We start from the raw sequence: 19,276 nt of genomic DNA on the forward strand, positions 1-19,276 counted from the left end.
GGGCCCGTGAACCCCGCGGGGGCGTGGGGACCGCCGGGCGGGGAGATGCGGGGCGCGGAGGCCGGGGCGTGCGGGGCGCTCCCGCGGGCGCCCGGCCCGGAAGGGGTGGTCGTGGACCTGCACGTGGAGGCGGACTCCGCCGAGGGGCGCCGCGCCGGGCTCGAACGCGCCCTGCGGGACGCCGTGCGCGACGGACGGCTCCCGCCCGGCGCCCTGCTGCCCGCCACGCGGCGGCTCGCGGCCGAGCTCGGGATGTCGCGCAACACCGTCAAGGCGGCCTACGACCAACTCGTCGCCGAGGGCTACCTCACCGCCCGGCAGGGCTCCGGCACCCAGGTCGCACCCCTGCCCCCCGCCGCCGCCGAACCGCCCGAGGCCGCCGCACGCGCGCGTGCGCCGCGCTTCGACCTGCGGCCCGGCAGCCCCGACGTGGGGGCGTTCCCGGCCGCGGCCTGGCTGCGCGCGATGCGCCGCGCCCTCGCGGCGGCGCCCTCCCCCGCGTACGACTACGGCGACCCGCGCGGCCGCATCGAACTGCGCACCGCCCTGTCCGGGTACCTGGGACGGGCCCGTGGCGTCCTCGCGCCGCCCGAGCGGATCGTCGTCACCGCCGGGTACGTGCAGGGTCTCGCCCTCCTCACGCGCGTGCTGGGCGACGCCCCGATCGCGATGGAGGACCCCGGTCTGCCCTTCCACCGCGAGGTCGTACGGCACAACGGCGGAACCGTGACCGCGGCCCCGGTCGACGACGACGGCGTGCGCGTCGCGGAACTCGGCGACGCGGGCGCGGTCGTCGTCACGCCGGCCCACCAGTACCCGACCGGCGGGACACTGCACCCCGGGCGGCGGCGGGCGCTGACCGAATGGGCACGCGCGCGTGACGGCCTCATCGTCGAGGACGACTACGACGGGGAGTTCCGCTACGACCGCCAGCCCGTCGGCGCGCTGCAGGGCATGGCGCCGGGACAGGTCGTCTACCTGGGCACCGCCTCCAAGACGCTCGGGCCGGCGCTGCGGCTCGGCTGGATGGTGCTGCCGCCGCGGCTGGTGGACGCCGTCGTCGACGCCAAGCTGCACAGCGACCACCACACCGAGTCCCTCGGGCAGCTCGCGCTCACCGAAATGATCACCGCCCACGCCTACGACCGTCACGTGCGCGCGTGCCGTCTGCGCTACCGGCGCCGCCGCGACCTGCTGCTCGACCGGCTGGGCGCGGACCGGCGCGTGCGCGGGATCGCGGCCGGGCTGCACGCGCTGGTGGACGTGGCCGACGAGGAGGAGGCGCTGGCGCGGGCGGCCGCGGAGGGGCTCGCGGTGGGCCGCCTCGGCGAACACTGGCACGACGCCGCCCCGGACGGGGCGGAGCGACGGCCCCAGGGGCTGGTCGTCGGCTACGGCACGCCCAGGGAGGGCGCCTACCCCGAGGCGCTGGAAGCGCTCGCGCGGGCGCTCGAAGGGATGTGCTCCGGGGCACCTGCTCCGGAGCAGGTGCCCCGGAGCAGGTGACCCGCAGCGCCGCGCCGGGAGCGAGCGCGGGCGGGCGCGCCGGTCCTCTCCGGCCGCCCTCGGGCCGGGGTGTCTACTGGCCGGCTGTCTGCCGGCCGGCGTCTGGCGGCCGGCGTCTGCCGGCCGGCGTCTGGCGGCCGGCGTCTGGCGGCCGACCTCGCCTGCTGTCTGGCCGCCTGATGTCTCGCCGTCTGCTCGTCGGCCGTCTGCTCGTCAGCCGTGTGCTCGTCGGCTGTCTTCCCTTCGGGCGCGATTGGGCCAATGAACCTGTTCTCCATTGGTTCTGCCCATCGGTCCAACGCACCCCTAGCGTCGTTCCCATGACGACGAAGACTCCCGCGCGGCGGGCGGCGGCGCGGCGGACGGGCCCGCAACGGCTGCTCGCGCTGGCGCAGTTGAGCAACTCGGTCGGGGACGGCGCCTTTTACACGACGTCGGCCCTGTACTTCACCCAGGTGATCGGTCTCGCCCCCGCGCGCGTGGGGCTGGGGCTGACCCTCGGGTGGGCGGTGGGCTCGCTGGCGGGGGTGCCGCTGGGACGGCTGGCCGACCGGCGTGGAGCGCGCGGCACGGCGGTGCTGCTGGCGCTGGCGACCGGGCTCACCGTGGCGTCCTTCGCCCTGGTGCGCGGCTTCGTGCCGTTCGTCCTCGTGGCGTGCGCGTACGCGGCCGCTCAGTCGGGGCTCGCGGCGGCCCGCCAGGCGCTGCTGGCCGGCCTCGCGCCGGCCGGGGAGCGGACAGGGCTGCTGGCGCGGCTCCAGGCGACGCTGAACGCCGGTCTGGCGGTCGGCGCGGGCCTCGGCGGACTCGCGCTGCACGCCGGGACGCGGGAGGCGTACCTCGCGGTGTTCGCGGTCGACGCGGTGAGCTTCCTGGTGTGCGCGCTGCTGCTGGCCGCGCTGCCGCGGGTGGCTCCGCGAGCGGCCCGGCCGGGCGGAAGCGCGCTGGGCGTGCTGAGGGACCGGCCGTACGCGGTCGTGGCGCTCCTGAACACCGTGCTGCTGCTGAGGATGCCGTTGCTCAGCCTCGTCCTGCCGCTGTGGATCACCCGGCGGACGGACGCGCCCGCCTGGCTGGTGTCGGCGCTGTTCGTGCTCAACACCGCCGCGGTGACCGTGTTCCAGGTGCGGATGGCGCGGGGTGTGCGGGGGCCCGCTAGCGCCACGCGCGCGGTGCGCCGTGCGGGCTGGGTGATGTGCGGTGCGTGCGCGGTGTTCGCGCTGTCCGCCGGGGCCTCGCCGTGGGTGGCGGCGGGTGTGCTGGTGCTGGGGTCGGCGTTGCAGGCGGCGGCCGAGATGGGGCAGTCGGCGGGTTCCTGGCAGCTGTCCTTCGACCTGGCGCCGGCCGACCGCGTCGGCGAGTACCAGGGGCTGTTCGGGACCGGGGTGACGGTGGCCCGCACGCTCGGCCCCCTGGTCCTGACCTGGCTGCTGGTCGAGTGGGGCACGCCCGGCTGGCTGCTGCTGGGCGCGGCGACGGTGGCGGCGTCGTACGCGATGGGCCCGGCGGCCCGCCGAGCGGCCGCCGTCCGGACGCCGCCGTCGTCGTCGCCGCCGTCGCCGTCGCCGTCGCTGCGGCCGGCCGCAGCGGCGGCGTGACGTCACCTGCCCACGCCGCCGCACGGCCCTCGGCCGCATCCCGCTCGCGCCCTCGGTGACGCGCACCGGCGCGCCGTCGAGGTGTCGGCGAAGGCCGAGCGGTGGTCACGCCGGGAGTAACCCGTGAGCGCGCGCATGGATCGCGAAGTCCCCTGCCGGACGGGCGGCCTGACGGGCGGTCGTGCGGTCCGAGGAGGGCCGGACGGCGTGGGTCGGACGACGTGGGTCGGACGGCGTGGGTCGGACGGCGTGGGTCAGACGGCGATCAGCGGGGCGTCCTTGCGCCACTTGAGGATCTTGTCGAAGCTCACCACGGCGCCGGCGCGCCCCGGCTTGTTGCCGATGTGGACGTGGTCGGCGAGCTCCTGGATGAGGAAGAGGCCCCGGCCGTGTTCGGCGTCGGTGTTCGTGCGCGTCGGTGCGGGCGCGGGGCGTTCGGCGGTGAATCCGGGGCCCGAGTCGGCCACCTCGATCCGGCACGTCTGGCCGTCGAGGTAGGCGGTGACGCGGTACGCCTCCGAACAGCCGCCGTACGCGGTCTCGCCGCCGTGTTCGACGGCGTTGGCGCAGGCCTCGCTCAGGGCCACGGAGAGGTCGTAGCTGACGTCGGGATCGACGCCCGCCGTCTCCATGGTGCCGAGCAGCAGGCGGCGGGCGAGCGGCACGCTCGCGGCTTCGCGCCGCAGATGCAGTGACCACCAGATGCTCATGCTCCAGCCTCCTGGCTGCGGCTCGACATACCGATACGTATTGCCGCACCGGGCCGTATGTAAGCGCGATTTCCGCGTGATGCCGCCCATATGGGGGATGCACGCAGGCCTGGAATCGGTGTATGCGGGACCCATCGGCACCAGGAGCACCTGCCCTGACGGAAAGTGATCTTCCGCTTCTGGCGGGCCCCCGGGGATCTTTGCGACCTTGTGGACCTGCCGTACGGCGGTCGTGGGGCCAGTGCGATGATGAGCCCGCCATGACTGCCCCCCACAGCGCGTGCTCCGGTCGCGATCTACGGCTGCTGCGGGCCGCGGTGTTCGCCGCGGTCTGCGTCGTGCTGGCCGCTGTCGGGCATTCGGTGGCCTCCTGCGCCGTCGTCCCGCTGTGGACGCTGGGCGCGGGGTTCCTGGGCGTCCTCGCGGTCGTGGTGCCGCTCGCCGGGCGCGAGCGCTCGCTGCCGGGCATCGCGGCCCTGCTCGCGGTCGGGCAGAGCGCGCTGCACACCCTCTTCGGGCTCGGCCAGCACACCGTCGCGGCGACCGCCCCGCTCTCCGCCGACGTCTCCGCCCCGCTGGCCGGGACGGACGCCGCGCTCGTCGCCCGGGCGGCCCGGCTGGTGTGCGGGGCCACGGCGGCCGCGATCAGCCCGGCCGAGGCGCAGAAGATCCTGGTGAACGCCCGGCTCCACCCCGGCGCTACGGGCGGCGGCGGTGCGACGGCCATGGACGGCATGACCGGGATGGGGTCGATGCGCCATTCCGCGGACGTCCTGTCCACGTCCGGCTCGCCGATCCCCCTGCTGCCGTCCCTGCCGATGCTGCTGGGCCACGTCCTGGCGGCCGTCGCCGCCGGCTGGCTGCTGCGGCGCGGCGACAAGGCCCTGCTGCGGCTGCTCGCCCTGTCGGCCCACGGAGTCGCCGAGGGGGCGCTCGTACGGTCCCTGCGCGGGGCGCTCGCGCTGGTGCGCGCCCTGCTCGCGGGTCTGCCGGCCGCGCCCGGAGCGGGACCGCGCGTCCCGTGCGCCGGTCTGCCCGCTCCGGCCGCTCCCCGCATCACCGCACTCCAGCACTCGGTGATCCGTCGAGGCCCGCCGCACCCGGCCGCCCTCGCCCTCGCTGCCTGACACGACACGACCAGCACTCCACCACGACCGGGGAGAGCGGCCGCCGTCGTGCGGCACGCGCGCGTGCGCACCACCGTGCCCACGCCTCCCCAGCCACAGACTCACTCAGAGTGGAGTGCTCCCTGCCATGAAGGCCTCTCGTATCGCCACCCGTGTCGCCGCCGCCGCTGCCGCCGCCGGGGCCGGCGTCCTGGCCCTGTCCTCGCCCGCCCTCGCCCACGTGAGCGTCGCCGCCGAAGGCGCCGCGGCCAAGGGCGGCTACGCGGTCGTCGACTTCAAGGTCCCCAACGAGCGGGACGACGCCTCGACCGCCAAGCTCGAGGTCGCCTTCCCGGCCGACCACCCGCTGGCCTCCGCGATGCCGGAGCCGATCCCGGGCTGGAAGATCGTCGTCACCAAGGCCAAGCTCGCCAAGCCCCTCGAGGTCCACGGCAAGCAGATCTCCGAAGCCGTCTCCAAGATCACCTGGACCGCCACCGGCGGCGGCGTCCAGCCCGGCTTCTTCCAGAAGTTCCCGGTGTCCGTCGGCGCGCTCCCCGAGGACGCCGACGAACTGGTCTTCAAGGCGATCCAGACGTACTCCGACAAGGAGGTCGTGCGCTGGATCGAGGTCAAGGAGGACGGCGCGGAGGAGCCCGAGAACCCGGCCCCCGTGCTCGCCCTGACCGCCCCCGCCAAGGACGGCCACCACGGCGCCGCCGCCGACGACGCCTCCGACAAGTCCGACGACGCCAAGGCGACCGCCGCCACGACCGCCGCCGCCGGCTCCGACGGCAGCGACACCACCGCCCGGGTCCTCGGCGTGGTCGGCATCGTGGTCGGCGCCGCCGGCGTCGCCTACGGCGTGCTCGCCGGACGCCGCCGCACCCCCGCCACCGAGGCCTGATCCCCCGCCGCGCCGGACGGCCGCCGCCGTCCGACGCCGGCTCCCCGCGGTGCGCACCGGGACGCACCGGGGCGCGGAGGCCGCCGTACTCCTATCCGTACGGCGGGCCGTGCACCCCGCCGAGCACCCGGTGCGCGCCGAATTCCATACATCTGGGACATTTCTCTATGCGTAACAAGACGTTCGCCGCGGCCGCGCTGATCGCGGCCGCCACCCTCACCCTCTCCGCCTGCGGCAACGACGACAGCGGCAGTTCCGTGGCCTCCGTCTCCCAGGACACCGCCCAGCGGCCCGTGACCGTGCTCGACCAGCCCTTCACCAAGCCCGCCCTGGTGCTCACCGACACCCAGGGCAAGCCGTACGACCTCCGCAAGGAGACCGCCGGCCACCCCACGCTGATCTACTTCGGCTACACCAACTGCCCCGACGTCTGCCCGCTGACGATGAACAACATCGCCGTCGCCAAGAAGCAACTGCCCAAGGCCCAGCAGGACGCCCTGCGCGTCGTGTTCGTCACCACCGACCCGGACCGCGACACCCCGGCCGCGCTCGGCAAATGGCTCCAGGGCATCGACCCCCAGGTCGTCGGCCTGAGCGGAAAGTTCGCCACTGTCCAGGCCGCCGCCCGCCGCCTCGGCATCACCGTCGAACCCCCTCACAAGGACAAGAACGGCAAGATCGTCTCCACCCACGGAACCCAGGTCGTCGCCTTCTCCCCGAAGACGGACGCGGGCTACCTCCTGTACGGCGAGAGCGCCACGGTCGACGACTACACCAAGGACCTCCCCAAGATCGTCAAGGGGGAGAACCCGTGAGGCCGACGCGGTCCGCACGACTGCTCGCCGTACCCGCCACGATGGTCACGGGCGCACTCCTGCTGGCGGGCTGCGGATCGGACGCCGACGGCACCGCCGACCTGTCCGTCCAGGCCGCCTACATCCCGCAGCCCGTCTCCGACACCATGGCCGCCGGCTTCCTCACCATCGTGAACAAGGGCGACGCCCAGGACGAGCTGACCTCCGTCACCAGCCCGGCCGCGGGCCAGGTGACCCTCCACAGGACCGCCGGATCCTCAATGGAGCAGGTCGGCTCCTTCGACGTGCCCGCACACGGTCGACTCGTGTTCAACAGCGGCGGCAACCACCTGATGTTCGAGATGCTGAAGACGAAGCCGGTACAGGGCGACACCGTGACCGTCCGGCTCCACTTCGCCTCCTCCGACCCCCTCACGGTCGAGATGCCGGTGAAGTCCGCCACGTACACCCCCAAGACCGGCCACTGAGGGAGGGACCACCTTGACGCAGACCATCGCCCCCCGCGTCCGGATGCTCGTGCTGCTGTTCCTGGCGGTCGCCGGCGCACTCCTGGCCGGCGCCGGACCCGCCTCCGCGCACGCCGCGCTGACCGGCAGCGACCCCGCGCAGGGGGTGGTGGTCGACAAGGCACCCACGCAGGTGTCGCTCACCTTCTCCGAGACCGTCTCGATGAACGACGACTCCGTGCGCGTCCTGGACCCCAAGGGCACCCGCGTCGACACCGGCAAACCGTCCGAGGTCGGCGGCGCCACCTACGCCGTCCAGCTGCACACCGGGCTGCCCGACGGCACCTACACCGTGACCTACCAGGTCGTCTCCGCCGACAGCCACCCCGTCGCCGGCGCCTACACCTTCTCCATCGGCTCCCCCTCCGAGACCACCGTGTCGGTGTCCGACCAGGTGGCCGGCGGCGGAGTCGTCGGCTGGCTCTACGGCCTCGGCCGGTACGCCTCGTACGCCGGGTTCATCGTGATGGCCGGCGGGGCCGTCTTCGTCCTCGCCTGCTGGCCACGCGGCACCGGAGTGCGGGCCATGCAACGCCTCGTCCTCTCCGGCTGGCTCGCCATGACCGCCGCCACTCTCTTCCTGCTGCTCCTGCGCGGCTCCTACGCCGGATCCGGAAAACTCGGGGACGTCTTCGACCTCGACCTCCTCGGACAGGTCCTCCAGACCAAGACCGGCGCCGCCCTCGTCTCCCGGCTGCTGCTGCTCGCCGCCGCCGCACTGTTCATCGCCGTGCTCTTCGGCGCCTACGACAAGCGCGAGGACGAGGAGAAGCGGGACCTGACCTTCGGGCTCGCGATCGGCGGAACCGTCGTGTCCGCCGGGCTGGCGGCGAGCTGGGCCATGGCCGAACACGCCTCCACCGGCTTGCAGCCGGGCATCGCCATGCCCGTCGACGTGCTGCACCTGCTGGCCGTCGCGACCTGGCTCGGCGGACTCACCGCCCTCCTCGTCGCCCTCTACCGCGCGCCCGCCGACCGGCCCGTCGAGGGCGCCGCCGTCCGCCGGTTCTCCCAGGTCGCCTTCGGCAGCGTCGTCACCCTCGTCGCCACCGGCGTCTACCAGTCCTGGCGCCAGCTCGGCTCCTGGTCCGCCTTCACCGACACCCGCTACGGCCAGCTGCTCCTCGTCAAGATCGGCCTCGTCGCACTGCTCGTGGGCATCGCCTGGATCTCCCGCCGGTGGACCTCCCGCCTCACGGACACGACGGCCTCCACCGCACCCGCCGCGCAGACGGCCACGGCTCACCAGTCCGTGGTCACGGCGGGCCGGCGGTCGGGAGCCACGGCCGGCGCGACCACCGGCCCCGCCGCGGGCCAGGGCGACTCCAAGGGCGGGAAGGGCGCGAAGGGTGCCGAGACCGCCCCGGGAAGCGACGAACGCGCCGCGCAGCTCGCCCGGCAGCAGGCCGCCGTCGACGCCACCCGCGAGAAGAGACTGCGGGACTCCGACGCCGACCGCTTCGGCCTGCGCCGCTCGGTGTTCGCGGAGGCCGGCGTCGCCGTCGTGCTGCTCGCCGTCACCACCGTCCTGACCTCGACCGAGCCCGGCCGCACGGAGCAGGACGCCGCCAAGGCCACCAGCGCCTCGAAGTCCGCCTCGGCCTCCTCGGACTCCGCCTCCGGCGCGCTCACCCTGGACATGTCCTTCGACACCGGCGGCACGGACGGCAAGGGCGTGGTCAGCGTCGACCTCGACCCCGCACGCGCCGGCGCCAACGAGATGCACGTCTACGTCACCCGCCCCAACGGCCGCGCCTTCGACGTGCCCGAGGTCAAGGTCGCCTTCACCCTCGAGGCCAAGGACATCGGACCGCTGCCCGTCACCCCCGACCACATCACCACCGGCCACTGGGCGGCGAGCGCCGTGCAGATCCCCCTGGCCGGCGAATGGAAGGTCGCCGTCACCGTGCGCACCTCCGACATCGACCAGGTGACCGTGTCCAAGAACGCTCAGATCGGCTGACCGCACCATGCCCGACCCGTCCCTCCCCGACGCCCGCACACCCGACTCCCCCGGCCCCGGCGCCCACCCGAGCAGGAGCGGAACAGACAAGAGCGGAACAGAGAAGAGCGCGACAGCCAGGAGCGCCACGCCCAAGGCCAGGACGGGCACGGCCCGTGCGCCCAAGACTGCCGGGACGAAGGCCGCCCCGGCGAAGGACGGCGCGGCCCGCGCAAGCGCCGCCGCCTCCGCTCCTTCCCCCGCCGCCTCCTCGGGCGAGGGGCTCACCCGGCGCAAGCTGCTCGGCACCGCCGGAGCGACCGGACTCGTCCTCGGCGCTGCGGGCGCGGCCGCCGGATATGCCGCGGCCCCCGCCCAGGCGACCCCGCTCTCCTCCATCGGATCCGGGCAGGCGATGTTCCACGTGAAACATCAGCCCGGAATCACCCAGGGCCTCCAGGCACGCGGTCATCTCGTCGCGTTCGACCTCGCCGCGGGAGCCGGCCGCAAGGAGGCCGCCGCCCTGCTGCGCCGCTGGTCGGAGACGGCCCGGCGGCTGATGGCCGGTGAGGCCGCCCCCCACGGCGACACCGATGTGGCCCGCGACGCCGGCCCCTCGTCCCTGACGATCACCTTCGGCTTCGGCAACAGCTTCTTCGCCCGCACCGGCCTGGAGAAGCAGCGGCCGGTCGCCCTCGACCCGCTCCCGGACTTCTCCTCCGACCACCTCGACAAGGCCCGCAGCAACGGTGACCTCTGGGTGCAGATCGGCGCGGACGACGCCCTGGTCGCCTTTCACGCCCTGCGCGCCGTCCAGAAGGACGCGGGCAGCGCCGCGAAGGTCCGCTGGCAGATGAACGGCTTCAACCGGACGCCGGGCGCCACCGCCCACCCCATGACCGCCCGCAACCTGATGGGCCAGCTGGACGGGACCCGCAATCCCCGGACGACCGACTCCGACTTCGACGAGCGCATCTTCGTCCCGGCCTCCGGCACCAAGGACCCGGCCTGGATGGCCAACGGCTCCTACGCCGTCGTCCGCCGCATCCGCATGCTCCTCGACGACTGGGAGAAACTGTCGCTCGCGGCGCAGGAGCAGGTCATCGGGCGACGCAAGGCGGACGGGGCGGCCCTGTCCGGAGGGACCGAGACCACCGAGATGGACCTGGAGAAGACCGACGCCAACGGCGATCTGGTCGTCCCGATCAATGCACACGCGCGCATCACCCGTCCCGACCAGAACGGCGGCGCGGCCATGCTGCGGCGCCCCTTCTCCTACCACGACGGCATCGACCCCGACGGCGCCCCCGACGCGGGCCTGCTCTTCGTCTGCTGGCAGGCGGACCCGCTGCGCGGCTTCGTCACCGTGCAGCGCAAGCTGGACCGCGGCGACGCGCTCTCGCAGTACATCCGCCACGAGTCGAGCGGCCTGTTCGCGGTGCCCGGCGGGGCCGCGGAGGGGGAGTACGTGGGCCAGCGCCTCCTGGAGGCCTGAGGCCTGACGCGGGCGGACCCCGCGGAATCCGCGACGTCACGCCCCGCTGCGCGGATTCATTCCTGCGAGGGCACCTAGTGAGACGCACGCACCCCGCCGGGCGAGGGCCATTAGGGTGAGGTCATGCCAGCGAGCTATGCGTATCTCGGTCCCGAGGGCACCTTCACGGAGGTCGCCCTGCGCACGCTTCCGGAGGCGGCCACCCGGCAGCTCATGCCGTACGTGTCGGTGCAGTCCGCGCTCGACGCGGTCCGCTCCGGCGAGGCCGAGGCGGCGTTCGTGCCCATCGAGAACTCCGTCGAGGGCGGTATCACCACGACGCTGGACGAGCTGGTCGCGGGCGCCCCGCTGATGATCTACCGCGAGGTGCTGCTGTCCATCACGTTCGCCCTGCTGGTACGGCCCGGCACCGAGCTGGCGGACATCAAGACGGTCTCGGCCCACCCGGCCGCGCAGCCCCAGGTGCGCAACTGGCTGAAGGCGAACCTCCCGGACGCCGCCTGGGAGTCGGCCGCCTCCAACGCGGACGCCGCCCGGCTCGTCCAGGAGGGCCGCTACGACGCCGCCTTCGCCGGCGAGTTCGCCGCCGCCCGCTACGGACTGACCGCCCTGGAAACCGAGATCCACGACGCCGAGAACGCGCAGACCAGGTTCGTCCTGGTGGGGCGGCCCGCCCGGCCTGCGGCGCCGACCGGCGCGGACAAGACGTCCGTCGTGCTGTGGCAGCGCGACGACCATCCCGGCGGCCTGCGCGACCTTCTGGGCGAGTTCGCCACCCGCGGCGTCAACCTCATGCTGTTGCAGTCCCGCCCGACCGGCGCGGGCATCGGCAATTACTGCTTCTGCATCGACGCCGAAGGGCACATCTCCGACCGCCGGATGGCCGAGGCCCTCATGGGGCTGAAAAGGATCTGCCGAGAGGTGCGCTTTCTCGGTTCGTATCCGCGTGCGGAGGTCGACGCGGCGGATGTCGAGACCCCGCTGCCCGGAACCTCCGACGGGGAGTTCATGGCGGCCGCGGACTGGGTGGCGCGCTGCCAGGACGGCCGTTTCTGACCCTTCCGCGGGTCACCCGGCGCGAACCCGGAACCGACCCGGCACCGGCCGGACAGGCGTCCGGCAGGCGCTCGAGCGGGTCCGGGGCTGGTCCTACCTGCATATCTTCGTTATCCACAGAAGTTATCCACAGGGCGGCTTCTCGACCTGAGGACAAGTCGACAACGAAGCATCATTCAGTCGACAAATCGGTCCTCATCCCCTCAGGGTGACGGGCAACCCGCACGTCACCCCTCGTCCACCTGTTTCCTCCGATCAACCCTTCAGGGCGACCCATTTCCACCCGAAAGTGGGCTGAGGTCGGGTTTGGGAAGGGAATTCGCCGGTGCGGAAGGAGGCTTCGGAATGATCAATTCCGATGTCCACAGATCTTTCGCACACCCTGTGGATAACTCACACGGGGCGCGGGTTCCTGTGGACAACTCCGCCCTCAAATCCCGTGCGGCGCAAGGAAGTCGAGTCAATGCGACGCCCGTCACATGCTCCGTCCCACGGAGTGAGACGCGCTTTATTGACACGCTCGGCAATTGCCTCAAAACGCATCGTAAGGAGCAATCCCGAACACTGGCGGGAACACTCCGCCGGGGCGCCGGAACACTCGGCGGGCGACGCGGGAAACCGAGTCGTGAGCCGCAACCCCGCACGGGTAGCCTTGGCCGCGTGATTGACCTTCGCCTGCTCCGTGAGGACCCCGACCGTGCGCGCGCCTCCCAGCGTGCCCGTGGAGAGGACGTCGCGCTCGTCGACTCCCTCCTGTCCGCCGACGAGCGGCGCAGGTCGTCCGGCGTCCGCTTCGACGAGCTGCGCGCCGAGCAGCGATCGCTCGGCAAGCTCATCCCCAAGGCGTCCGCGGACGAGAAGGCCGAGCTGCTGAAGAAGGCGAGCCAGCTCGCCGCCGACGTCAAGGCCGCCGACGCCGAGCGCGACGCGGCCGTCGCCGAGACCCAGGAGCTGCTCCAGCGGCTCGGCAACCTCGTGCACCCCGACGTGCCCGTAGGCGGCGAGGAGGACTTCGTCACCCTCGAGACGCACGGCACGATCCGCGACTTCGGCGCCGAGGGCTTCGAGCCCAAGGACCACCTGGAACTCGGCCAGATCCTCGGCGCGATCGACGTGGAGCGCGGCGCGAAGGTCTCCGGCTCCCGCTTCTACTTCCTCACCGGCGTCGGCGCCCTGCTCGAGCTGGCCCTGGTCAACGCGGCGATCGCCCAGGCCACGGCGGTCGGCTTCACGCCGATGCTCACCCCGGCGCTGGTCCGTCCCCAGTCCATGGCGGGTACCGGCTTCCTCGGCCAGGCGGCCCAGGACGTCTACCACCTCGACAAGGACGACCTCTACCTGGTCGGCACGTCCGAGGTGCCGCTCGCCGCGTACCACATGGACGAGATCATCGACGCGGACAAGCTGCCGCTGCGCTACGCGGGCTTCTCGCCCTGCTTCCGCCGCGAGGCCGGTTCGCACGGCAAGGACACCAAGGGCATCTTCCGCGTCCACCAGTTCGACAAGGTCGAGATGTTCTCGTACGTCAAGCCCGAGGACTCGCAGGCCGAGCACCAGCGGCTGCTCGCCTGGGAGAAGCAGTGGCTGTCCGCCCTGGAGCTGCCGTTCCGGGTCATCGACGTCGCCTCCGGTGACCTCGGCTCCTCGGCCGCCCGCAAGTTCGACTGCGAGGCGTGGATCCCGACCCAGGGCAAGTACCGCGAGCTGACCTCGACCTCGGACTGCACCGAGTTCCAGTCCCGCCGTCTGTCGATCCGCGTCCGCGAGGGCAAGCAGGTCCGCCCGCTGGCCACGCTGAACGGCACCCTGTGCGCCGTCCCGCGCACCATCGTCGCCATCCTGGAGAACCACCAGCAGGCCGACGGTTCCGTGTACGTCCCCGAGGTGCTGCGCCCGTACCTCGGCGGCCGGGAGGTCCTGGAGCCGGTCGCCAGGTGAGCGCCGTGTCCGCCCCCGGGGAGTGCGGGGAGTCCGAGCAGTCCGGGGGCTTCCCGTACCGCCTGATCGCGACCGACCTGGACGGAACGCTGCTGCGCTCCGACGAGTCGGTCTCGCGGCGCACGCGTGACGCCCTGGCCGCGGCCACCGCGGCGGGCGCCGCGCACCTCGTCGTGACGGGCCGCGGGGTCCCGTGGACCCGGCACATCCTCGACGACCTCGGCTACGACGGTCTCGCCGTCTGCGGCCAGGGCGCCCAGGTCTACGACGCCAGCTCGCACCGCCTGCTGACCTCGGTCACCCTCGACCGCCGGCTCGCGGGCGTGGCCCTGGCCAAGATCGAGTCGGCGGTGGGCCCGCTGCACCTGGCGGCCAGCCGCGACGGGCTGGACGGTGACGTGCTGGTGGGCCCCGGTTACGCGGTCACCGGCAGTCTCCCGGCGACGCCGTTCACCGACGCCTCCGACCTGTGGTCGGCACCGCTGAACAAGATCTACATACAGCATCCCGATCTGTCGGACGACGAGCTGGCCGAGGCCGCCCGGCAGGCCGCCGGCGGCTTCGTCACGGTCGCGATGGCCGGCGCGGGCATCGTGGAACTGCTCCCGCTGGGCCTGTCCAAGGCCACGGGCCTCTCCCTGGCCGCCCGCCGCCTGGGCATCAGGAAGAGCGAGACCATCGCCTTCGGCGACATGCCCAACGACATCCCCATGTTCGCCTGGGCCGCCCACGGCGTGGCCATGGCCAACGCCCACCAGGAACTGCGCGCGGTCGCCGACGAGGTGACGTCCTCCAACGAGGACGACGGCATCGCGGAAGTCCTGGAACGCTTCCTGAAGTAGCCGAAAGCAGCCGTACGGTCCTGCCGACGGTCCCCTCACCGGCCCCGCCCGGACACCCGACGGCCCGGCTGGCCCCGCGTTCTCTCGCGGGGCAGGCCGCCGCTGGGGGACCGCTCGTGCACCCACGCGACGCAAGCGCCCGGTTCGCGCCGGCGGTCCGGGTCGCCGGAGGCGATCAGAGGCGCGGGGACTGGGGCGCGGGTCGCCGGCGGCGATCAGGAGCCCCGGGACTGGGGCGGCCGGCCACGACAGGTCGGCCCCCGTTCAGGCGCCGCCCTGCCGCACCCCACCCGGTGCGCGCGGAAGACGGCGGGCGGCAACCGGCGCACCACACCCGAAGCGCGGCGCGTCCGAGGGCAGGGGAGGCGGCCGGGCCGTGACCGAAACCGCGGGTGCGGCCGAGGCCGCCCGCAGGCGCCCCGGTCCGCACCCGGTCCGGTCTCCGTGGACCGATGACGCCGTCCCGCCCGGCGAGGTGCGAGGTGCGGGACGACGCCCGTCGCTCGGCAATTCTCCGGGAGGGCGGCCCACGCGAGAGCGACATCGCGTGCTCGAAGCGGCCGCCCCGGGCAGTTCGCCTGTGGGAGTGGGTCTCGACGGAGCCGTAACTACTCCGGAACCCGCCACAGGCTGCCCTGAAGGGAGTTCGACGGGCTGCCGTGCATGGGCATCCCCGAACTCCTCACCCAGTCCGTGTCGCCGGATGTCATCCGGCCGGCCCGCACCGTGCGGGCAGGACCACTGTGCCCGTCGGGCGAGCGGGACGCCACCGAATAAAACACCCGTGCGAAAGCCATGGGCCGGACGGCGGCTACCGGCGGCGCCACCTGCGTCGACGCGCCTTGCTGAAGAACCAGCCCGCCGGCGGCTCGTCGGAGCGCCAGGGCTGCGGCTCGGGCGACTCCGCCCGCCACCGCGCGGCGAGCATCCGGGCGCGGGCCGACGGTTCGGCCGTCTCGGCGGCCCGTATGAAGTCGTCGTCCAGGACGAGGTCGTCCCACACCGCGTCCTCGGACCGCTTCCGGCCGCCGTCCGTCGTGTCGTCGTCCGCCATCCGCGTCCTCCCCTTCCTCCGGTTCCGGGTGCCGCGTGCGGCAAGCCGCAAGCCGCAAGCCGCGCCAGTCTGCCGGGGCGCGGGTCAAGCCGCCGTCAAGGGCGGCCGTCCCGCGTCCCGGCAGGGCCGCTCACTCCTCGCCGGCGAGCGTCAGCGACCGCAGCTTCTGTCCCGCGTACCAGGTGGCCAGCACGGTCACGACGACCAGCAGCACCGTCGCCGTGGTCAGTCCGACGTCCGAGGTCACGAGGTCCCCGCCCGCGACCTTGTGGGCGACCGCCAGCGACCACTGCTGGACGCTGAGCGTGCGCGCGCCCGGCACGAGGGAGCCGAACAGGGCCTCCCAGACGAGGGCGTAGACGAGACCGAACACCACCGCGTGGCGCGAGACAATGCCGAGGAGCAGGAAGACGGCGGCGTAAGCGATGGAGGAGACCAGCGCGGCCACGGTGTAGGCGACGGCGATCTGCTGGCCGTTGCCGTTGAGGATGAACCCGGCGATCAACGTCGGCAGGGCCGAGAAGACCATCGTCACCGCGATCGCCACGATCAGCTTGGTGAAGATGATCGTGGGCCGCTTCAGCGGCTTGGACAGCAGATACACCACCGAGCCGTCGTCGATCTCGGGGCCGATCGCGCCGGTGCCCGCGATGACGCCGATGATCGGGACCATCGTGGCCAGTGCGAGGCCGCCGAGCAGGTCGGACGCCGTCTGGTCGTCCGCCCCGGCGAGGCCGCGCACGACCACGGAGATCGCGATCAGCAGCAGGGGCAGCGCGCCCAGGATGAGAGCCCGGCGACGGCCGAGCAGGGCCCGGTAGGTGAGCCGGGCGACTGTGGGGTCGTACATCTTGGGCCTCCTACGCCGCGACGAGATACGAGAAGACGGACTCGAGGGACTCGTCGGACGGCGAGACCGTGAGCAGCCGGATGCCGTGGTCCTTGGCGACCCTCGGCAACAGGGCCGTGAAGCGGCCGAAGTCGACGGCCTGGACGCGCAGCGCGCCCTCGGCGAGGTCGACCTCGATGCCCGCGGTCGACGGGTCGGCGATCAGCGCGGCCGCGAGGGCGCGGTCGTCGCTGGAGCGCACCAGATAGCGGTGCGGACGGTCCGTCATCAGACGGCGGATCTTGCGGAAGTCGCCGCTGGCGGCGTGCCGGCCGGCGACGACGACCTCGATGTGCCAGGCGAGTTGCTCGACCTCTTCGAGGATGTGCGACGAGAAGAGCACGGTGCGGCCCTCGTCGCCCATGCGCCGCAGCAGGTCCATGAGCTGCATGCGCTGGCGCGGGTCCATGCCGTTGAAGGGCTCGTCGAGCAGCAGCAGCGAGGGGTCGTGGACGAGCGCGCTGGCCATCTTGACCCGCTGGCGCATGCCCTTGGAGTACGTCTGGATCTTGCGGTCCTGCGCGTACTCCATCTCGACGGTGGCCAGCGCCTTCTGGGCGGCCTTGGCGCTCAGGCCGTGCAGTTCGGCGTTGGCGACGACGAATTCGCGGCCGGTGAGGAAGTCGTACATGGCCTCACGCTCGGGGACGATACCGATCTGCCGGTAGATCGTCTCGTTGCGCCAGACCGGCTGTCCGTCGAGGGTGACCGTGCCCGTGGAGGGGGCCAGGAAGCCGCCCATCATGTTGATGAGGGTGGACTTTCCGGCGCCGTTGGGGCCGAGCAGGCCGGTGACGCCGGGGCCGATGGTCATGGTGATGTCGTTGACGGCGACCACGTTGCCGAACCAGCGGGAGACGTGGTCGATGCTGAGCGTGGTCACAGGCCCACCTTCCGGTAGCGGCGGATCAGGAGGCCGTAGCCAGCGGCGATCAGGCCGAGGACGACGAGGACGTAGACGACGCCCTGTCCGTCGGAGGGTCCGACCCCGCCGGGGAAGGCGGAGGTGGCGCCCAGGAACGCCGACTGCACGCCGTCGATCAGCGTGACAGGGGAGAACAGGCCGATCCAGGGGATGGAACCGGTGCTGTCCTGCGCCTCGGCGATGGCCTGGAGCGTGGAGACCGCGCCGTAGGAGATGGTCAGCACGGCGATGACGGCGGCGATGCCGAAGCCACGGCGCGGGGTCACCGAGGCGATGACCAGGCCGATGCCGGCGAAGAGCAGCGAGAGCAGTGCCACGGAGACGAGCCCCTGACCGAATCCCTTGGTCTGGTCGGCGAAGTCGAGCTTGGCCAGCAACGCGCCCACGTACAGCACCAGCAGGGGAGCCGCGGTGAGCACGAAGAGCGCGGAGGCGAGCGCCGCGAACTTGGCGCGTACGTAGTCCGCGGTCTCGATGGGCCGCGAGAAGTACAGCGGCACGGTCTTGAAGCGCAGGTCGCGCGAGACGGACTGGGGCGCCTGGGAAGCGACGTACAGGCTGATGACGGCCTGCATGATGATCGCGTAGCGCGTGTAGTCGACGGGCAGGTCCTTGGCCTTCGTGGCGACCGCCACGGCGACCATGATGGCCGCGGGCACGCACATCACCACGAAGAGCAGCATCGGCAGCACCTTGGACTTCACCGAGCGGCCGAGGCCGTAGGCGCCGCGCAGGGACTGCGAGTAGAGGGAGCGGCGGGCGTAGGCGCGGCCCAGCCGGGGGCCGTCGTAGCTGCGGTAGCCGATGTTGTGGATGCGGGTCTGGTCTCCCGCGGGGGCGGTGACCTGGTGCTCAACTGCCATGGCCGACGGCCTCCTTCCGCTGCTGGTCGTTCTCGGCGTCGCGGTCGGTGAAGACCTCGGAGATGTGGTGTCTGCGCTGTTCCATGCGGACCAGGCCGAGGCCCAGGTCGGCGACCGCGTCGCGGACGACGTCGTACGTCTCCTCGCCCTGCGCGGTCAGCAGCAGGACGTGGCCGGCGCCGGGCAGGGCGCTGTTCGCGTCGAGGACCTCGACGCCGCGCGCGCGGAGCGCCTCGCGCACCGCGCGGGTGCCGTCGGGGTGGTCGTCGGTGTCGGTGACCTCGATCGCGAGGGTGGTCGTGGTCTGCGTGAAGTCGGTGGTGGAGCTGGAGCGCAGGAGTTTGCCGCCGTCGACGACCACGACGTGGTCGCAGGTGCGTTCCAGCTCGCCCAGCAGGTGGGAGGTGACCAGGACCGAGATGCCGAAGTCGGTGTGGATGCGGCGGATCAGGCCGAGCATCTCGTCACGGCCGACCGGGTCGAGGCCGTTGGTCGGCTCGTCGAGGAAGACCAGTTGGGGGTCGTGGACGAGGGCCTGGGCGAGCTTCACGCGCTGCTTCATGCCGGTCGAGTAGCCGCCGATGGGCCGGTAGCGCTCCTCGTACAGGCCGACGTGGCGCAGGGTGTCCGCGGTGCGTTCTCGTGCGGCGGTCGGGGGCAGGCCGGACATCCGGGCCATGTGCACGACGAACTCGGTTGCGGAGACGTCGGGCGGCAGGCAGTCGTGCTCCGGCATGTAGCCGACGCGCTCGCGGATGGCGGCGCCCTTGCTCGCGACGTCGAGGCCGAGCACCTCGGCTCGGCCCTCGGAGGCGGGCGACAGACCCAGCAGGATCTTGATCAGTGTGGACTTGCCGGCTCCGTTGGCTCCGACGAGCCCGGTCACACCGGGTCCGACGTCCACGGAGAGCCGGTCAAGAGCGGTTACCCGGGGGAACCGCTTGCTCAGGCTTTCGGTCGCGATCACAGTCACGTCCTCAAAAGTAGTGACGCACGCCACGGAATTCATCAGACCTCAGAGCCGTCTTGGCCTCAGACCTCAGATGTACGGGCACGTAGGGGATGCCATGCCTGAGAGCTACGGGGTCCGGAGGGCCGCGGCGGGGACTCTCCGCAGGCCGGAC

At 72.7% G+C, this 19,276-nt stretch carries 17 protein-coding genes; 11 read left to right on the forward strand and 6 right to left on the reverse strand.

Annotated features, from left to right (window positions below; translation table 11 throughout):
* Window positions 1-45 precede the first annotated feature (45 nt).
* Complete coding sequence (gene pdxR / locus OG802_RS17530) at window positions 46-1,506, forward strand: MocR-like pyridoxine biosynthesis transcription factor PdxR (protein ID WP_329417143.1); 1,461 nt, start codon at window positions 46-48, stop codon at window positions 1,504-1,506.
* A 320-nt stretch (window positions 1,507-1,826) separates the two neighbouring features.
* On the forward strand, window positions 1,827-3,104 hold the full coding sequence (locus tag OG802_RS17535) for an MFS transporter (RefSeq protein ID WP_329411609.1): 1,278 nt from the start codon (window positions 1,827-1,829) through the stop codon (window positions 3,102-3,104).
* Between the two features lie 254 nt (window positions 3,105-3,358).
* Here the strand turns inward: OG802_RS17535 and OG802_RS17540 are convergent, their stop codons facing one another.
* Complete coding sequence (locus OG802_RS17540; protein ID WP_329411610.1) at window positions 3,359-3,814, reverse strand: ATP-binding protein; 456 nt, start codon at window positions 3,812-3,814, stop codon at window positions 3,359-3,361.
* Window positions 3,815-4,074: 260 nt separating this feature from the next.
* Between OG802_RS17540 and OG802_RS17545 the strand changes: the two genes are divergently transcribed.
* The 9 genes from OG802_RS17545 (at window position 4,075) to OG802_RS17585 (ending at window position 14,421) form a co-directional block, all read left to right on the forward strand.
* Complete coding sequence (locus OG802_RS17545) at window positions 4,075-4,941, forward strand: hypothetical protein (RefSeq protein WP_329411612.1); 867 nt, start codon at window positions 4,075-4,077, stop codon at window positions 4,939-4,941.
* A 127-nt stretch (window positions 4,942-5,068) separates the two neighbouring features.
* Window positions 5,069-5,827 (forward strand): YcnI family copper-binding membrane protein, encoded by a 759-nt coding sequence (locus tag OG802_RS17550; RefSeq protein ID WP_329411614.1) that lies wholly within the window; start codon window positions 5,069-5,071, stop codon window positions 5,825-5,827.
* Between the two features lie 167 nt (window positions 5,828-5,994).
* The gene (locus OG802_RS17555; RefSeq protein ID WP_329411615.1) at window positions 5,995-6,642 is read left to right on the forward strand and encodes an SCO family protein; all 648 of its coding nucleotides are present in this window, start codon (window positions 5,995-5,997) and stop codon (window positions 6,640-6,642) included.
* A 41-nt stretch (window positions 6,643-6,683) separates the two neighbouring features.
* Complete coding sequence (locus tag OG802_RS17560) at window positions 6,684-7,109, forward strand: copper chaperone PCu(A)C (protein WP_329417145.1); 426 nt, start codon at window positions 6,684-6,686, stop codon at window positions 7,107-7,109.
* 13 nt (window positions 7,110-7,122) lie between these two features.
* Complete coding sequence (locus OG802_RS17565; RefSeq protein WP_329411616.1) at window positions 7,123-9,111, forward strand: copper resistance CopC/CopD family protein; 1,989 nt, start codon at window positions 7,123-7,125, stop codon at window positions 9,109-9,111.
* Between the two features lie 7 nt (window positions 9,112-9,118).
* Window positions 9,119-10,585, forward strand: coding sequence for an iron uptake transporter deferrochelatase/peroxidase subunit (efeB, locus tag OG802_RS17570; RefSeq protein WP_329411617.1), 1,467 nt, complete (start codon window positions 9,119-9,121; stop codon window positions 10,583-10,585).
* 123 nt (window positions 10,586-10,708) lie between these two features.
* A complete protein-coding gene (pheA, locus tag OG802_RS17575) occupies window positions 10,709-11,641 on the forward strand; it encodes a prephenate dehydratase (RefSeq protein WP_329411618.1) in 933 nt (310 codons plus the stop codon).
* 660 nt (window positions 11,642-12,301) lie between these two features.
* Entirely contained in the window at window positions 12,302-13,579 is a 1,278-nt protein-coding gene (gene serS / locus OG802_RS17580) for a serine--tRNA ligase (RefSeq protein ID WP_329411619.1), read from the forward strand.
* A 5-nt stretch (window positions 13,580-13,584) separates the two neighbouring features.
* The gene (locus OG802_RS17585) at window positions 13,585-14,421 is read left to right on the forward strand and encodes an HAD family hydrolase (protein WP_329411621.1); all 837 of its coding nucleotides are present in this window, start codon (window positions 13,585-13,587) and stop codon (window positions 14,419-14,421) included.
* Window positions 14,422-15,232: 811 nt separating this feature from the next.
* Here OG802_RS17585 and OG802_RS17590 read toward each other — a convergent pair.
* The 5 genes from OG802_RS17590 to OG802_RS17610 all read right to left on the reverse strand — a co-directional run bounded on the left by OG802_RS17590 (window position 15,233) and on the right by OG802_RS17610 (window position 19,119).
* Window positions 15,233-15,475, reverse strand: coding sequence for an SGM_3592 family protein (locus OG802_RS17590; protein ID WP_329411623.1), 243 nt, complete (start codon window positions 15,473-15,475; stop codon window positions 15,233-15,235).
* A gap of 130 nt (window positions 15,476-15,605) precedes the next feature.
* A complete protein-coding gene (locus OG802_RS17595) occupies window positions 15,606-16,325 on the reverse strand; it encodes an ABC transporter permease (protein ID WP_329411624.1) in 720 nt (239 codons plus the stop codon).
* A 10-nt stretch (window positions 16,326-16,335) separates the two neighbouring features.
* Complete coding sequence (locus tag OG802_RS17600; RefSeq protein WP_329411626.1) at window positions 16,336-17,247, reverse strand: ABC transporter ATP-binding protein; 912 nt, start codon at window positions 17,245-17,247, stop codon at window positions 16,336-16,338.
* Window positions 17,244-18,152 (reverse strand): ABC transporter permease, encoded by a 909-nt coding sequence (locus OG802_RS17605; RefSeq protein WP_329411627.1) that lies wholly within the window; start codon window positions 18,150-18,152, stop codon window positions 17,244-17,246. The genes OG802_RS17600 and OG802_RS17605 overlap by 4 nt, the downstream gene beginning before the upstream one ends.
* A complete protein-coding gene (locus tag OG802_RS17610) occupies window positions 18,142-19,119 on the reverse strand; it encodes an ABC transporter ATP-binding protein (protein ID WP_329411628.1) in 978 nt (325 codons plus the stop codon). The genes OG802_RS17605 and OG802_RS17610 overlap by 11 nt, the downstream gene beginning before the upstream one ends.
* Window positions 19,120-19,276: the final 157 nt, after the last annotated feature.

The sequence above is a fragment of the Streptomyces sp. NBC_00704 genome (genome assembly GCF_036226605.1).
Lineage (GTDB): Bacteria > Actinomycetota > Actinomycetes > Streptomycetales > Streptomycetaceae > Streptomyces.

Excerpts from the sequence above, each read along its gene's own strand:
- pdxR (WP_329417143.1), top strand. The coding sequence starts at position 46 with ATGCGGGGCGCGGAGGCCGGGGCGTGCGGGGCGCTCCCGCGGGCGCCC.
- OG802_RS17595 (WP_329411624.1), bottom strand. The coding sequence starts at position 16,325 with ATGTACGACCCCACAGTCGCCCGGCTCACCTACCGGGCCCTGCTCGGC.
- efeB (WP_329411617.1), top strand. The coding sequence starts at position 9,119 with ATGCCCGACCCGTCCCTCCCCGACGCCCGCACACCCGACTCCCCCGGC.
- OG802_RS17540 (WP_329411610.1), bottom strand. The coding sequence starts at position 3,814 with ATGAGCATCTGGTGGTCACTGCATCTGCGGCGCGAAGCCGCGAGCGTG.
- OG802_RS17605 (WP_329411627.1), bottom strand. The coding sequence starts at position 18,152 with ATGGCAGTTGAGCACCAGGTCACCGCCCCCGCGGGAGACCAGACCCGC.
- OG802_RS17545 (WP_329411612.1), top strand. The coding sequence starts at position 4,075 with ATGACTGCCCCCCACAGCGCGTGCTCCGGTCGCGATCTACGGCTGCTG.
- OG802_RS17555 (WP_329411615.1), top strand. The coding sequence starts at position 5,995 with ATGCGTAACAAGACGTTCGCCGCGGCCGCGCTGATCGCGGCCGCCACC.
- OG802_RS17550 (WP_329411614.1), top strand. The coding sequence starts at position 5,069 with ATGAAGGCCTCTCGTATCGCCACCCGTGTCGCCGCCGCCGCTGCCGCC.
- OG802_RS17590 (WP_329411623.1), bottom strand. The coding sequence starts at position 15,475 with ATGGCGGACGACGACACGACGGACGGCGGCCGGAAGCGGTCCGAGGAC.
- pheA (WP_329411618.1), top strand. The coding sequence starts at position 10,709 with ATGCCAGCGAGCTATGCGTATCTCGGTCCCGAGGGCACCTTCACGGAG.
- OG802_RS17535 (WP_329411609.1), top strand. The coding sequence starts at position 1,827 with ATGACGACGAAGACTCCCGCGCGGCGGGCGGCGGCGCGGCGGACGGGC.
- OG802_RS17560 (WP_329417145.1), top strand. The coding sequence starts at position 6,684 with ATGGTCACGGGCGCACTCCTGCTGGCGGGCTGCGGATCGGACGCCGAC.